This window comes from Kitasatospora sp. NPDC059571, from assembly GCF_042735675.1.
Taxonomy (GTDB): Bacteria; Actinomycetota; Actinomycetes; order Streptomycetales; family Streptomycetaceae; genus Kitasatospora.
In genome coordinates this window covers 284-14,133 of record NZ_JBHWBW010000179.1, presented here as the reverse complement: position 1 = coordinate 14,133, position 13,850 = coordinate 284, and the positions used below count along the sequence as shown (strand labels likewise).

General features: G+C 76.8%; 13 protein-coding genes and 1 pseudogene. 3 read left to right on the top strand and 11 right to left on the bottom strand.

Features of this window, described 5'->3' with window-relative positions; all coding sequences use genetic code 11:
* Nucleotides 1-136: 136 nt before the first annotated feature.
* From ACFV0G_RS20595 to ACFV0G_RS20570, 6 genes are all read right to left on the bottom strand, one after another.
* Nucleotides 137-1,030: a Gfo/Idh/MocA family protein gene (locus ACFV0G_RS20595; RefSeq protein ID WP_380549556.1), complete on the bottom strand. Its 894-nt coding sequence runs from the start codon at nt 1,028-1,030 to the stop codon at nt 137-139.
* Nucleotides 1,031-1,070: 40 nt separating this feature from the next.
* Nucleotides 1,071-1,739, bottom strand: coding sequence for an O-methyltransferase (locus ACFV0G_RS20590; RefSeq protein ID WP_380549553.1), 669 nt, complete (start codon nt 1,737-1,739; stop codon nt 1,071-1,073).
* 98 nt (nt 1,740-1,837) lie between these two features.
* Nucleotides 1,838-2,542 carry a DedA family protein gene (locus ACFV0G_RS20585; protein ID WP_380549550.1) on the bottom strand — a complete coding sequence of 235 codons (705 nt, stop codon included), beginning with the start codon at nt 2,540-2,542 and terminating at the stop codon, nt 1,838-1,840.
* A gap of 315 nt (nt 2,543-2,857) precedes the next feature.
* Nucleotides 2,858-3,718: a class I SAM-dependent methyltransferase gene (locus ACFV0G_RS20580; protein ID WP_380549547.1), complete on the bottom strand. Its 861-nt coding sequence runs from the start codon at nt 3,716-3,718 to the stop codon at nt 2,858-2,860.
* A gap of 122 nt (nt 3,719-3,840) precedes the next feature.
* Nucleotides 3,841-4,626, bottom strand: coding sequence for a spermidine synthase (locus tag ACFV0G_RS20575; protein WP_380549559.1), 786 nt, complete (start codon nt 4,624-4,626; stop codon nt 3,841-3,843).
* 53 nt (nt 4,627-4,679) lie between these two features.
* A complete protein-coding gene (locus ACFV0G_RS20570) occupies nt 4,680-5,639 on the bottom strand; it encodes an alpha/beta hydrolase (RefSeq protein WP_380549544.1) in 960 nt (319 codons plus the stop codon).
* A 249-nt stretch (nt 5,640-5,888) separates the two neighbouring features.
* Here ACFV0G_RS20570 and ACFV0G_RS20565 point away from each other — a divergent pair, with 249 nt between their 5' ends.
* A complete protein-coding gene (locus tag ACFV0G_RS20565; protein WP_380549541.1) occupies nt 5,889-6,839 on the top strand; it encodes a hypothetical protein in 951 nt (316 codons plus the stop codon).
* 40 nt (nt 6,840-6,879) lie between these two features.
* Here the strand turns inward: ACFV0G_RS20565 and ACFV0G_RS20560 are convergent, their stop codons facing one another.
* Nucleotides 6,880-8,025 (bottom strand): AI-2E family transporter, encoded by a 1,146-nt coding sequence (locus ACFV0G_RS20560; RefSeq protein ID WP_380549538.1) that lies wholly within the window; start codon nt 8,023-8,025, stop codon nt 6,880-6,882.
* Nucleotides 8,026-8,281: 256 nt separating this feature from the next.
* Between ACFV0G_RS20560 and ACFV0G_RS20555 the strand changes: the two genes are divergently transcribed.
* Nucleotides 8,282-9,133, top strand: coding sequence for a universal stress protein (locus ACFV0G_RS20555; protein WP_380549535.1), 852 nt, complete (start codon nt 8,282-8,284; stop codon nt 9,131-9,133).
* A 21-nt stretch (nt 9,134-9,154) separates the two neighbouring features.
* On the opposite strand, the gene ACFV0G_RS20550 is transcribed toward ACFV0G_RS20555, so the two are convergent.
* The 4 genes from ACFV0G_RS20550 to ACFV0G_RS20535 all read right to left on the bottom strand — a co-directional run bounded on the left by ACFV0G_RS20550 (nt 9,155) and on the right by ACFV0G_RS20535 (nt 12,783).
* A complete protein-coding gene (locus ACFV0G_RS20550; protein ID WP_380549532.1) occupies nt 9,155-10,285 on the bottom strand; it encodes a winged helix DNA-binding domain-containing protein in 1,131 nt (376 codons plus the stop codon).
* Nucleotides 10,282-11,001, bottom strand: a complete 720-nt coding sequence (locus tag ACFV0G_RS20545) for a glycerophosphodiester phosphodiesterase (RefSeq protein ID WP_380549529.1) — start codon at nt 10,999-11,001, stop codon at nt 10,282-10,284. Before ACFV0G_RS20545 ends, ACFV0G_RS20550 begins: the two co-directional genes overlap by 4 nt.
* Before the next feature lie 74 nt (nt 11,002-11,075).
* Complete coding sequence (locus tag ACFV0G_RS20540) at nt 11,076-11,492, bottom strand: molybdopterin-binding protein (RefSeq protein WP_380549526.1); 417 nt, start codon at nt 11,490-11,492, stop codon at nt 11,076-11,078.
* Between the two features lie 115 nt (nt 11,493-11,607).
* Nucleotides 11,608-12,783: an ROK family transcriptional regulator gene (locus ACFV0G_RS20535; RefSeq protein ID WP_380549523.1), complete on the bottom strand. Its 1,176-nt coding sequence runs from the start codon at nt 12,781-12,783 to the stop codon at nt 11,608-11,610.
* A gap of 136 nt (nt 12,784-12,919) precedes the next feature.
* Here ACFV0G_RS20535 and ACFV0G_RS20530 point away from each other — a divergent pair.
* Nucleotides 12,920-13,850, top strand: a pseudogene (locus ACFV0G_RS20530) (MFS transporter); the annotation flags it as partial.

Here is a 13,850-nt window from a genome sequence, read left to right as displayed (position 1 = left end):
GGCTGTTTTTGTTTTAAACCCCCCCGCCCCCGCCGACCCCACCCCGCCCCCCCCCCCGGCGCCCGGCGCCCCCACGCCCGGCGGGCCCGGGGGCCCCCCGCCCCGGGGGGCGGGCGCCCCGCCGCGTGCCCGGGCCTCACAGCCGGACGGTCGCCCCGCCGTTCAGCGCCTGCTCGGCCGCGGCCAGGATCTCCACCACGCGCAGCCCGAACGCCGCGTCGCAGGGGTGCGGCCCGCCGCCGTCGGCGGCCGAGAGCAGCGCGTCCACCGCGTGCCCGAGCGCCTCGACCGGCGGCACGCCGTGCTCCGGCAGCCGGGCCGTGCCGGAGCCGCCGCGCAGCTCCAGGGCGACCCCGGCCGCGGCGGGCGGCGCGGTCAGGCTCAGTGCCAGGCTGCTGCTGGCCCCCGCGGTGTGGCCGAGCACGAGGTGGACGGTGTCGCCGGGCCCGCGGGCCGCGGTCACCTCGGCGACGTCGCCGAGCACCGGCAGCAGCAGCGACAGGGCGTGCGGGCCGACGTCCCACAGGGCGCCCTTGTCGCGGCGCCACGGCGACTCGGCGTACGGGCTGTCGCTGGTGAAGACCGAGCCGAGCCAGTCGCAGCGGGCGGTGAACCAGTCGTCGCGCGCGGCCTGCTCGGCGAGCCACGGGACCCGCTCGCCGCCGAAGCGCAGGGTGAAGAAGACCACCGACGCCAGGCCGCCCGCGGCCACCGCCTCGGCGACCCGGCGGGCCTCCGGGACGGCCAGCGCGACCGGCTTGTCGAGGAGCAGGTGGCGGCCCGCCTCGGCCGCCCGCGCCGCGACCTCGGCCTGGGCGTGCGGGGCGAGCGCCACCGCGACCGCGTCCACCTCCGCGAGCAGCTCGTCGACGTCCCCGTAGGCGGGCACGCCGTGCTCGACGGCTATCTCGGCGGCCGCCTCGGTGCGCCGGCCCCAGACGCCGGCGAACTCCACGCCGGGGTGGCCGGCCAGCGCCGGGGCGTGCACCGTGCGCGCCCAGGGGCCGGTGCCGAGCAGTCCGATTCTCATGGGTGCCTCTTCCGCCTCTCGTCCGGACCCGGCCCGCCGCTCAACGGTTGACGCGGATCAGGGTGAAACCGTCGTAGCCCTTGCTGCCGACGGTCTGCACGGAGGTGGCGGAGACCCGCGGCTCGGCGGCGATCGCCTCGTGCAGCCGGTGCACGCCGATAACGGCGGGGTCGGTCGAGGCGAGGTCGGCGACCGCCCCGCCGCGCACCACGTTGTCGACGACGATCAGCGAGCCCGGCCGGGTCAGCTCCAGCGCCCAGCCGAAGTAGACCGGGTTGCCCGGCTTGTCCGCGTCGATGAAGACCAGGTCGAAGGGGTCGGTGCCGGCCTCGGCGAGCTCCCGGAGGGTGTCCGCGGCGCGGCCGAGGCGGACCTCGGCGATCCCGGCGAGGCCCGCGTCCCGCAGGTTGGCCCGGGCCACGTCGGCGTGCACCGGGTCGATCTCCAGGCTGATCAGGGTGCCGTCGTCGGGCAGCGCGCGGGCCATCCAGATGGCGCTGTAGCCGGCGAGCGTGCCGACCTCCAGGATCCGCCGGGCGCCGACCGTCCGGGCCAGCAGCTGGAGCAGCTTGCCCTGCGGCGGGGAGACCGCGATCTGCGGGAGGCCCGCCTTGTCGGCGGCCTCCTGAGCCGCGGCGAGCACCGGATCCGCGCCGATCAGCGCGCCGGTGAAGTAGTCGTCGACCGCCGTCCACTGCTGCTGGCTCACGCCCGCCTCCGTCCGTCGCCGACGGATCCGGTGCGGTCCGTCACACCGGCAGACTAGCCGACGGTGCGTGCGGGCCCCCGGCCGTCGCGTTCTGACGGTCAGTCCGCGGCGCCCTCGACGACCGGGGCCGGGGCGGGCGTCCGGGCCTCGGCGGGACCGGCCGGCTCGCCGCTCGCGCCGCCGGACTGCTCGGGGTGCTCGGCGCGGGCCTTCGCGGCGCGCCGCTTCAGGACCCAGGCGGAGCCTGCACCGGCGAGGGCCGCGGCCACCAGGCCGAGCCAGGAGAAGCTCTTCAGCCACTGCTCGGCGACCTTGCCGACCTGGTAGACCAGCAGCGTGGTGCCGCCTGCCCAGGCGACACCGCCGAGCACGTTGGCGATCAGGAACTTCCAGTACGGCATCCGCAGGGCGCCCGCCAGCGGCCCGGCGAAGATCCGCAGCAGGGCGATGAAGCGGCCGAAGAAGACCGCCCACATGCCCCAGCGGCGGAAGGACCGCTCGGCGGTCTCCAGGTGCTCGGGCCCGAAGTGCTTGGGGAAGCGCCGGCCGAGCCGGTCGAACAGCGGGCGGCCCCCGCGCCGGCCGATCGAGTACCCGATCGAGTCGCCGACCACGGCGCCGAGAATCGCGCAGGCCGCCACCCACCACGGGCTGACCACGCCGCGGGCGGCGAGCAGCGAGGCGGTCACGAGGGCGATCTCGCCGGGCAGCGGGATGCCGAGGCTCTCCAGCCCGATGATCAGTGCGATGAGCGCATACACCGAGGTCGGCGGGACGCTCTCGATCCACTGGTCGATGTGCAAGGCCGGTACCTCCGGGGCGGGGCGAGACGGCGTCTCGGCTGGACTGTGCGGCGGGCGACGGCCGGAGCGCGCCCGGCCCGGCCAGGGCAGCCTAACGTGTTGACCCGCCCTTTACCTCAACGCCGGTCATCGGACGCCCGTTCCCGACCACCGGCCGAGAAGGAGGCCCGACGACGACCCGCGGACTTCGCGTCCGCCCTCCACGCGGTGGGCTCGGATCTCGCGGACCCGGCACCGTTCGACGACCGGCGCCGCGGCGCTCCGGCCGACCCGTCCGCGGCCGTCCGGGGTGGGGCACCCCGCCCGCCCCCGCGTCTACGGCCCCTCGGGCCGCTCGGCGAAGTCCAGGACGGTGACCGAGGGGCGCCGGGTGGAGAGCGGCGGGACGGCCAGGGCCAGTGGCAGCAGGGCGCCGACGAGGCCGCGCCCGCCGGTCGGCCGGACGTCCCGGACCGCGGCCACGGCCGGGCCGGCCGTGCGGAGCTTGTGCCGCTCGCCCGCATCCATCGCCCACGGCATCGGTGGTGCCTGGTAGTTGTGGGTTCGCATCCGGCCGCTGCGGGTCAGCCGGCCGAACCAGTGGGGCACGGCGTCCAGGACCAGCGAGCCGCCCGGGAACCGCTCGGCGCAGCCCGCGATCAGGTCCCGCACCTGGGGCGGCCGCAGGTACATCAGCAGCCCCTGCGCGGTGACCAGGACCCCGTGGCTGCGGTCGACCTCCTCGGCCCAGCCGAGGTCGGTGACGTCGGCGGCCAGGTAGCGCTGCCGCGGCCCCGGCGGCAGCAGTTCCTCGCGCAGCGCCACCGACTCGGGCAGGTCCACGCTCAGCCACCGGGCCCGCCCGTTGTCGACCCGCCAGAACTGGGTCTCCAGCCCCTCCCCCAGGCAGACCACCGTGCCGCGCGGTTCCCGGGCCAGGAAATCCGCCACCTCGCGGTCGAAGCAGCCGACCCGCAGTGCCTGCAACTGGGCCTGGACGGCGCTGTGGCCGAACAGTTCGGCGAACGGGAAGCCGATCCGGTCCACCAGCTCCACGGCCTTGGGATCATCGAGCAGCGCATCCGGCCGACGGGCTTCGACGGCGCGCTGGTAGAGCGTCCACAGTGCGGTCTCGGGCACGGCACCGAGCTTGGCCGACAGCGGCGCCGGCCGGGTCGGCGGTTCGTCAGTGGTCACCCGGATCTCCTTGGGGAATCGGCAAGATCATCGAGGGTTGTCCGCCCATTCTGACACCCGGTCAGCCGTCCTCGAACGCATCCGGGCAGTGCCCGGACCGGCATTCTGCCCCGGACGGGCGCTCAGCCGATGCTGAACGCGCCGTCCGGCGGCGGCGGGGAGTCCGCGGCATCGGCGTCCGCCACCGGCCCGGCGCCGCCGATCAGCGCGGTGAGCCCGGCGCCGTCGGTGAGCCGCGCCGGGAAGGGGTCGCCGGCCAGCCGCCGGGCGAGCTCCTCGGTGGGCAGCGGGGCGTCCGAGCCGGCCAGCAGGATGTTGCCGTAGCGGCGGCCGCGCAGCACGGGCGCCTCCGCCACCAGGCAGGTGTACGGGAAGACCGCGCGCAGGCTCGCCGCCTGGGCGGCGGCGAAGGCGAGCGGCGGGCCGTCGGCGAGGTTGGCGGCGTAGCAGCCGCCGGGCCGCAGCGCCGCCGCGGCCAGCCGCAGGAACTCCACCGAGGTGAGGTGCGCGGGGGTGCGCGAGCCCCGGAAGACGTCGGCGACGACCAGGTCGGCGGCGTGCGGCGGGGCGGCGGCGAGCGCCTCGCGGGCGTCGCCGACGACGACCTCGATGCCGGCCGGCCAGGGCAGGTGGTCGGCGACCAGGTCGACCAGCGGGCCGTCGGCCTCCACCACGTGCTGCCGGGAGCCGGGCCGGGTGGCGGCCAGGTAGCGGGGCAGGGTGAGCGCGCCGCCCCCCAGGTGCAGGGTGTCCAGCGGGGCGCCGGCGGGTGCGAGCACGTCGGCGAGGTGGCCGATCCGCCGGGTGTACTCGAACTCGAGGCGGGTGGGGTCGGCGAGGTCGACGTAGGACTGCGGGGTGCCGTCCAGGGTGAGCAGCCAGGCCTCGGGCTCGTCCAGGTCGGGCATCAGCTTGGCGGTGCCGAGGGCGGTCCGCCGCTCGACCGGCCGGGGATCGCCGGTCACTCCCCCGCGCCCGGGAGGTAGGCGCCGAGCCAGCGGTCGAGCTCGGTGAAGACCTGGGTGCGGGCCTGCTCGCCGGAGAGCACGAGGTCGTGCACGCCGCCGTCGATCCGGACGACGGTGACGTGCCGGCCCAGCCGCGGCCCGAGGGCGGCGATGTCGTCGGCGCGCAGCACGGCGTCGGTGCGGTGCAGGGCGTCGTCCCACTTGCTGGTGACGGTGGAGGCGGTGGAGGCCATCAGCAGCACCGGGCAGTCGATCTTCAGTCCGCGGCGGACCTGGCGGTGGCCCCGCTCGATCGCGGCGAGCCAGCCGGCGTACAGCGGGAAGCCCTCGGCGGGCTTGAGGGAGAGGTCGAAGTCCCAGCTGCCCCGGTGGTCGCGGTGCAGGCTGTGCACGTAGTGCGGGTTGAGCGGGGCGGGCAGCTTGCGCAGGCCCGCGACCCGGCCGAGCGCCTGCACCGCGGGCGCGCCGAGGGTGCGGACGGCCGCCGAGGCGGGCATCGACAGGAACGGGCTGTTCAGGAACAGGCCGTCGACCAGGCCGCGGCCGGCCCGGCGGCTCGCCCAGAGCGCGGTGACCAGGCCGCCGGTGGAGTGACCGTTGACCAGCAGCTCGGTGTGGCCGTCGAGGTCGCGCACGACCCGGACGGCCTCGTCGAGCTCCTCGTCGTACGCGGACAGGTCGCGCACGAAGTTCGGGGACTGGTGGGAGCGCAGCGAGCGGCCGTACTTGCGCAGGTCGAGGGCGTAGAAGGAGTAGCCGGCGGCGGTGAAGTGGTCGGCCAGGTGGGTCTGGAAGAAGTAGTCCACGTAGCCGTGCACGTACAGCACCGCGCGCTGCGAACCGGGCACCAGCCGGCGCACCAGGGTCGCACTGACCGCGCCCTCCTCGTCGGCGGCGAGCGGCAGCTCGACCGCCTCGTAGGGCTCGCCCAGGATGTCCGTCCGAAACTCCATGCCGCCCCTGCCTCGCTCGCCCCGACCGTCGGTGGCACCGCCGCCGACCATACCGCCCGGTAGCCCCGGGTGCGGCGACGGCCCGGATTCCGGTCGCGCGGCGGCGCGGCCCGCCCGGACGGCCGCCGCACCGCCGTCCGCGGCCCGTTCCGGGCGTACACCGAGCAGCCGGGCCCAGCCCGGGCAGGGCCGTTCCGGGCCTGGTCGCGCTTTGTCCGGCCGGGTCGGGCCGCGCTAGCCTCCTGCGGCATGCCGATCTTTGGACGACGCCGAAGTACCGCACCGCGCCTGGCTCCTGAGCTCGACGACCAGGAACTCGGCAGGGTCTGCCGGCAGCTCACCGCCCCCCGGATGCAGGGTCAGCTGGACCTGTCGGCCGGCCTGGTCGAGCAGGTGCTGCGGGGCGCCGGCGGGGACTGGGACCGCCGTACCCACCGGCTGGGGGTGCTCGCCCGGCTCGCCTCGCCGGCGCTGGCCACGGTCTGGCGGCGGCAGCGGCCCCGCGACGCGGACCCGCTGGTGCTGCACGCCTGGATCGACGTCGCGGAGGCCCGGGTCGCCGGCGCCCTGGAGGATCCGCGGGCCACTCTGGACCGCTGCCGGCGCGCGGCGGACCTGCGGCCTGAGGACCCGGCCCCGTGGGTCGCACTGCTGGCCGTGCACCGGCTGCTGCGCCGTCCGGAGCAGGAGGTGTACCCGATCTGCCGGGAGATCGGCGCCCGGGACGCCTGGAACCGTACGGCCCACCTGGAGATGCTCCGCTACCTGTCGCCGGACGAGTGCGGTTCGCACCTCCAGGCGCTGGACTTCGTGGAGGCGGTGCGGGCCTCGGCGCCGGCCGGGACGGCGGTGGCCGGGCTGGAGCTCGCCCTGCTGACCGACCGGTACCGGGCGGGCCTGGCGCAGGGCGGCGTCACCGCGCTCGGGGCGCGCCGGCGCTGGGCGCTGCCCGACGCGGAGGCCGCGCTCGGCCGGGCGATGGCCGACTGGCCGACCCCCGGCTTCCTGCGCCACGCGGCCGCGCTCGCCGACCTGAACCTGCTGGCCTACGCGCTGGGCCAGGCGGGCCGGGTCGCGGAGGCCGGCCCGGTGTTCGCGGCACTGGACGGGGTGGTGACGCCCTGGCCGTGGGGGTTGGACGGCGACCCGGTGGACGAGTTCGCCCGCTGGCGGGACCAGGCGCCCGTGGAGGGCGACTGACGGCCGTCGGGCAGCGCCGGCCGTCCGGGAGGGCGGCAGGTCAGGGGGACGGCGCGGGCGGTTCGGCCGGTGCGCCGTCTCCCCCGCCGCCGCCACCGTCCCCGGCTCCGCCGCGCAGCACGGTGATGACACCCAGCGCGGCCGCGCTGAGCGGGACGGCCAGCAGTGCGCCCATGATGCCCGCGACGCCCGCCCCCGCCACCACCGCGATCATGATGGTGGCGGGGTGCAGCTCGACCGTTCGGCTCTGGATCACCGGCTGCAGGATGTTGCCCTCGACGGCCTGCACGGCGAGCACCACCCCGAGCGTCCACAGCGCCTTCGACAGGCCGCCGTCGGCGAGGGCGACCAGCACCGCCACCGTGCCGGACAGGAACGCCCCGACGAACGGGATGTAGGCGCCGAGGAAGACCAGGGCGCCGAGCCCGGGCGCGCCGGGGACGCCCAGCACCAGCAGGCCGACGGTGATGAACACCGCGTCGATGAGGGCGATCAGCGTGGTCCCGCGCATGAAGCCGGCCATCGCCGCGAAGGCCTGCCGGCCGCAGGCGACCACCGTGTCGGCGGCCCGCGCGGGCAGGTAGCGGCCGACCGCCTCCGGGGTGCGGTGGCCGTCCCGGAGGAAGAAGAAGACCAGGGCGAGCGCGAGCACGCTCCCGGTGAGCAGCTGGGTGGCCAGTCCGAGGCCGGACAGCACGCCGTCGGCGAGCGACTGGACGAGGTTGCTGCCGGAGCCGGAGCTCTGCTTCAGGGCGTACTGGAGCTTCTCGCCGACCGGGCCGAGCCAGGAGGCCAGCTTGTCGCCCGCCTGGACGAGCGCCGGGGCGATCTCCGGGGCGCTGTGCACGAGCGAGTTGACCAGCAGGGCGAGCACCCCGAGGACGCCGAGGACGAGGGCGGCGCAGGTCAGTCCGGCTGCGGCGCCGCGCCCGAGGCCCCGGCGCAGCAGCCACGGCATCACCGGCTGGAGCAGTGAGGTGGCGAGCAGCGCGATCAGCATCGGCACGGTGGCCGAGCGCAGCGCCACCACCGCGTAGACGACGAGGGCGCCGACGGTGATCAGGAGGATCACGGCGGCGGACCAGGCGGCGGCCGCGCGGACGACCTGCGGCAGCGCCTCGTGCGGGCGGCGGTGGTCCGCGGCGGGCCCGTCGGCCGGGCCGGGGGGCGGGGGCTCCGCCGACACTCCCACCTCCGTGGGGCCGGACCGGTCCCGGACGGCGAACCGGCTCTCCGTTTCGCCCCATCTCAGCACATTCGCGGTAGAACGATCAGATTTCCCGGTCCAGGGCGTTTCTCCGCCCGGGCGCCCCTCCGACCGGCGGCGTCCGCGCTGCCCGGTCCCGGGGACCGGGCATAGCCTGGAGCGAAGCCCCCCAACGCGGTGCCGGGTGCGGCACCGGGCGGCGGGACGGCCGTCGGGGACCGGCGAAGGAGTGGGCATGAGTCAGCCCGTCGTCGTGGGAATCGACGCATCGGACCCGGCCGGGTCGGCCCTGGACTGGGCCTCCGACGAGGCGCAGCTGCGCGGCGTGCCGCTGCACGTCGTGCACGCGTGGCCCGGCGAGGCCGCCGTGGCCCCGGACGGCCGGGAGCCGACGGCGATCCGGGAGATCGGTGAGGACCTGCTCGACGGGGCCCGCCGCCGGGCCCTGCTGCGGCATCCCGGACTGAGCGTCACCGCCGCGCTGCTCGACGACGATCCGCGGGCCGCCCTGACGGACGCGGCCGGGTCCGCGGCCCTGCTGGTGGTCGGGGCCCGCGGAACGGGCGGCTTCCCCCGCCTGCTGCTCGGTTCGACCGGCCTGCACGCGGCGGCCACGGCGCCCTGCCCGGTCGTCGTGGTGCGCCCGTCGGAGGGCGCCTCGGGCGGGATCGCGGTGGGCGTCGTGGGCGACGGCCACGACGACGCCGTGCTGGAGCTGGCCTTCGAGGCCGCCCGCCGCCGCCGGGCGCCGCTCCTCGCCGTGCACAGCTGGACGTATCCGCTGATCAGCACCGGTGGCGGCCGGCCACCGGTGTACGAGAAGGGCCACATCGCCGCCGAGCACGAGCGGCTGTTGTCCGAGGTGCTGTCCGGCTGGCGGGAGAGCCACCCGGAGGTGTCGGTGTCCGCGGTCTCCGTCCGGTCGGGGGCGGCCAAGGAGCTGGTGTCGCGGTCGAAGGCGCAGCAGCTGCTGGTGGTGGGCCGGCGCGGTGAGCCGAAGGGCCCGTTCGGCCGGCTGGGCTCGACCAGCCAGACCGTCGTCCAGCACGCCGAGTGCCCGGTCGCGGTCGTGCCGCTGCCCGCCTGACGGCGCCGGCCCGGGCGGGCGTCAGCCGGGCGGGTCGATGTGCAGCGGGCCGCCGGGGGTGCCGGCGAAGGCGAGCACCCGCTCGGCCTCCTCGGCGATCCCGGAAAAGGCGGTGCGCGGCAGCTCCTCGAACGGGGTGACCCGGACGGCGCCCTGCTCGGTGCGCCAGGTGCCCGCCACCGTGCCGTCGACCAGGACGGTGCCGAGCACGATGCCGTTCACCGTCATCACCCGGGTGCGGTGGGCCTCGGGGAGCACCCGGGTGCGGTCGGCGTGCGACAGCAGCAGGTTGTCGAAGGGGGCCAGCAGGCGGACGGGGGCCGGCTCGGCGGCGTCCGGGCGGGGCGCCCCGGGCAGGTCCCACAGGGTGCGGCCGGCCTCGTCGCGCAGCCGTACCAGGCGGTCGGCGAGCCCGGTCAGCACCGGGCCGATCCGGCTGAGACCGGACCACTTCTGCACATCGGCGGCGGTGGCCGGGCCGAAGGCCGCCAGATAGCGCAGCACCAGGTCGTCCAGCGAGGGCCCGGGGTCCAGCGGGCCGCCGAGCCAGTGCTCCGCGGTGGTGTGCGCGGCCGGGCCGCTGCGCCCCCAGAGGCCGCGCGGCGGCACCTGGACGAGCGGCAGCGCGCATCGGGCGGCCTGGGCGAGGGCGGCGGGCTCCCCGACCGGCAGGTCGGCGGCGAGCAGCGGGCCGAGCTGTTGGAAGGTGCGCGGCTGCTCCTCGACCAGGGCGCGGGCCCGGTCGGCGAGCGGGGCGAGCGCGGCCCCGACCGGCCCGGTGAGGTCGAGGCCGGGGAGCCGCTCGGCGTAGGCGGTGCGCAGCCAGCGGTCCAGCACCGGCTGGAACAGCGGGCGCAGCGCCAGGCAGTCGGCGGCGGTGACCAGGTGGATGGTGCCGCGCTGGAGGGCGATCCGGACGGCCCGGCGCTCCTCCAGCAGCGCGGTCAGGTCGTCGGGCCGGAAGTTCTCGATCCGGCTGAGCAGTCCGAGGTAGGGCGGCTCGGGTGCGGCCTGCGCCTGCAGGCCGACGAGGTGCGCCACGACCTCGGCCGCGCCGAGCCCGGTGCGGGCCAGCAGGTGCTGGCGGGCGAGCAGGGCCCGGCCGAGCTCCCGGGCGGTGAGCGGCTGTGCGGTGCCCCGACGGGACGTCATACCCGCTCGGCGGGCCGGGCGGCGGCCGCGGCGTCGACGGTGCGGCGCAGCAGGTCGATGCGGTTGGTGGTGAGCGAGTCGGCGCCGGCGGCGATCATCCGGCGCATGGTGCGGCGCCGGTCGACCGTCCAGACCGCGACCAGCAGGCCGGCGTCGTGGGCGGCGCCGACGAGGGCCGGACCGGCCAGGCCGAACGGCGGGTTGAGGTAGCGCGGTCGCAGGTCCGCGAGCAGCGGCGCGGCGGGCAGCCGGGGCTGGCGCCAGGTCAGCGAGATCTCGGCGTCGGGATCCTCGGCGCGGACGGCCAGCATCGCGGTGGCGGGCCCGCAGTACGCGACCAGCCGTTCGGCGCCGAGGTCGGCGACGGTCCGGCGGACGGCGGCGGCCGGGTCCGGGAGGTCGAGGTCGATCAGCAGCCGCGCCCCGGGCAGGTCGGCGACCGCCTTGAGCGCCTCGGCCAGGGTGGGGACCCGCTGCCCGGGCCCGCCGATGTCGGCGAGCCGGTCGAGGGTCAGCCGGCGGACCTCCCGCGGGTCGCCCCAGAGCCGCTCCAGGGTGGGGTCGTGCAGCAGGACGGGCACCCCGTCGCGGGTCAGCCGGACGTCCACCTCGACCGCGTCCGCGCCGGCCGCCAGGGCCGACGCGATCGACGGGAGGGTGTTCTCGCGGTGGCGGTACGGGTCGCCGCGGTGGGCGACGGCGAGCGGGCGGCTCATCGGGTGGAACGTCCTTCCTCGGACGGCTGGGCGGCGCGGCCCGCCGTCGGCGGGCCGGCGGGGCGGACGGACCGTCAGCGGGACTCGACGACCACGTTGGTGGACTTGATGACGGCGGTGGCGGGCGCACCGGGCACCAGGCCGAGCTCCTCCGCGGACTCCCGGCTGATCAGCGACACCACCCGGAACGGGCCGGCCTGGATCTCCACCTGGGCGGCGACGTCGCCGAGCAGCACGTCCGTGACGATGCCGGGGAAACGGTTGCGGGCGGAGGACGGTCGGCCCTCGGCGGCGGCGTTCTCCGGCTTGGCGAGCTCCCGGGCGAAGGCTGCAAGCTGGGCGCCGGGGATGATCCGGTGGCCGTGCTCGTCCCTGGTCGCACCGAGCCGGCCCGCGTCGACCCAGCGGCGCATGGTGTCGGCGCTGACGCCGAGCATCGCGGCGGCCTCGCCGATGCGGTAGGGGTGGACCGGCCGGTCGGACGGGGCCATGGCGCTCTCCTGGCAGGTGCGGCGGCGGACGGCTGTCGCCGCCATCCTGCCCTACCGGCCCGGTCGCGGGCGAAGCGGACCGGGCCGCGGCCGCGGCCGGCGCGCCGACGGGCGGTCAGCTCCCGCCGAAGACGTCCCGCCGCACGGCGTCGCCCGCGGTCAGCACCGCGCCCGCGAGCACCGCGCCGCCGCCCGCGGTGCCCGCCCGGACCTCGGTGCGCAGCGGGACGAGGCGGGCGAGCCGGTGGGCGACGCGGTCGGCGAGGTCGGCGCCGCCGGCCCGGCCGATCTCGCCGCCGAGGACGACGCAGCCGGGGTCGAGGACGGCGCAGACGGCCGCCACGCCGATGGCGATCCGCTGCGCCAGCTCGTCCAGGAACTCCGCGGCGCCGGCGGCGACGGCGTTGCGGACGACGGCCTCGCCCCGCGGTGCGCTGCCGCAGGGCGGTACGGGCAGGCCGTGGGCGGCGGCGAGGTCGCAGATCGCGGCCGAGGAGACGGTGGTGTGGAAGCCGCCGCCGGAGCAGCCGGAGTCGGCGTCCGGCAGGCCGCTGCCGTGCAGCGGCAGGTAGCCGATCTCGCCGGTGCCGCCGCTGGCGCCGCGGCGCAGCCGGCCGTCCAGGACGACGGCGGCGCCGACGCCGTGGCTGAGCCAGCAGAGCACGAAGGTGTCGCGGTCCTGTGCCGCGCCGAGGCGGTGTTCGGCGATGCCGGCGAGGTTGACCTCGTTGTCGACGATGACCGCGGTGGCGGGGTCGCTGCGCAGCGCGGCGAGCAGGTCGGTGTGCCAGCGCGGCAGGTCGCCGGAGTTGTTGTGCTCGCCGGTGGCCGGGTCGAACAGGCCGGGCGCGCCGATGGCAACGGTGTGCAGGCGCTCGGCGCCGGCCTCCCGGGCGGCAGCGCGCAGGGCGGCCATGGTGCGGTCGACGAGGCTGCCGTCGCCGGCGGCCGGGACCTCGGCGCGGGCGAGGGTGCGGCCGGTGAGGTCGGCGACGACCAGGCTGACGCCGGTGGCGCGGATGTCGATGCCGGCCAGGTGGGCGCGGTCCGCGACGAGGGCGTACAGGCGGGCGTTGGGGCCGCGGCGCTGTTCGCCGCTCTCGCCGACCACGGCGACCAGGCCGGCGCGCTGGAGGCGTTCCAGCAGGTCGGCGACGGTGGGGCGGGAGAGTCCGGTGAGGTCGCGCAGGGTGCTGGCGGTCAGCGGGCCGCGCTCCAGCAGGAGATCGAGCGCCAGCCGGTCGTTGATGGCCCTCGCGGTGCTGGGCGTGGCCGTACGCGCGGTCGTCATGGGCGGCATCCTTCCAGAGGTTCGAACGGGTTCCGCATCGCCTGTTTCTATCAGGGTCCCTTCCTGATAGTTTATCGGCGCACGCTGGACACAGACGGCACGATCCGGGACACGGCCGGGGAAGGACGGGCAACACATGGCAGACGACATCCAGGCCGTACGGCGGGCGAGGGTGAGCGTGGCGCTGGTCTTCGCCGTCCACGGCGCGGTGACCGGCACCTTCGCCACCCGCATCCCGTGGCTCCAGGACCACCTGCACCTCGGCCCCGGCCAGCTCGGCCTGGCCCTGGTCGCCCCCGCGGTGGGCTCGTTCCTGGCGATGCCGCTGGCCGGCCGGATCGTGCACCGCTTCGGCGGCCGGGCCGCCGTCCGCGGACTGCTGATGCTCTGGACGCTCTCCCTCGCGCTGCCCGCCCTGGCGCCGAACCTCGCGGTGCTCTGGCTGGCGCTCTTCGTCTACGGCGCCACCGCCGGCATGGCGGACGTCGCGATGAACGCCCAGGGCGTCGAGGTCGAGGTCAGGCTCGGCCGCCCGATCATGTCCGGCCTGCACGGCATGTGGAGCGTCGGCGGCCTGGTCGCCTCCGGCTTCGGCGTGCTCGCCGCCCACCGCCAGATCGACGCCCGGATCCAGTACGCGGTGGTCGCCGCCCTGCTGACCGTGCTCGCCGTCGCGGTCTGCGCCCGCCTGCTGGACGTCCGGCCCGAGCCGGAGGAGGAGGCGCCGCCGCGGTTCGCGCTGCCGCCGCGCTCCGCGCTGGTGATCGGCCTGGTCGGTTTCTGCGCGGTCTTCGCCGAGGGCGCCAGCATGGACTGGGGCGGCGTCTACCTGCGGGACGTCACCGGGTCCTCGGCGGGCACCGCAGCCGCCTGCTACGCCGCCTTCGCCGCCACCATGGCCGGCGCCCGGCTGGCCGGCGACGCCGTGGTGCAGCGCTTCGGGCCGGTGCGCAGCGTCCGCCTCGGCGGCGCGGTCGCCAACCCCGCCGGCCAGAGCGTTGTGTGCCCCCCCACCCCCCCCCCCCCCCAAACCGCCAGAGGCCCCGAAAGACACACCCACACGGGAG